The 457-nt window shown below is 34.6% G+C and carries 1 pseudogene; it reads left to right on the top strand.

The window, feature by feature from the left end:
• Nucleotides 1-457, top strand: a pseudogene (locus tag BBI01_RS11590) (helix-turn-helix domain-containing protein); the annotation flags it as partial.

Genomic DNA, 457 nt, shown 5'->3' with positions numbered 1-457 from the left:
TTTATCCTGACTGGCCGGGGATCATCGGACATCTGGGATTATCAGCATTGTTTTTTACAGGACCGGCTCTGTTTTATTACATTAAAGCTTCTTTTCAGCAGGAAGAATTTGATTTGAAAAACTGTCGGAAAATATTCGGAATATTAACGCTTGTATTAGGGGCTGTAGGATTATTGTATTTGTTTTTCCCCATTATCTGGAACCATTATTATGGAACCTTTATCTATACAGTCTGGTCAATATTTATAGTCTTGGCGGTGTATCAGTTTTATGTTTTTTCAAAACAGAATACTAAAAGCTCACATCCGTTTGTTTTCCCTGTTGTATTCAGCAATGTAATTATTTTTCTAACTTATCAGTTAATTTCTACAGGCTGGGTACAGATTTATTGTGCAGGCGGAAGCCTGGTGTTTACATTCGTATTATATGCTAATTTCCTCATTTTATTTGATAATAA

It is taken from the genome of Chryseobacterium artocarpi (assembly GCF_001684975.1).
GTDB classification, from domain to species: Bacteria; Bacteroidota; Bacteroidia; order Flavobacteriales; family Weeksellaceae; genus Chryseobacterium; species Chryseobacterium artocarpi.
The sequence above is the reverse complement of the archived record's forward strand: the minus strand, read 5'-3'. Positions and strand labels throughout refer to the sequence as shown.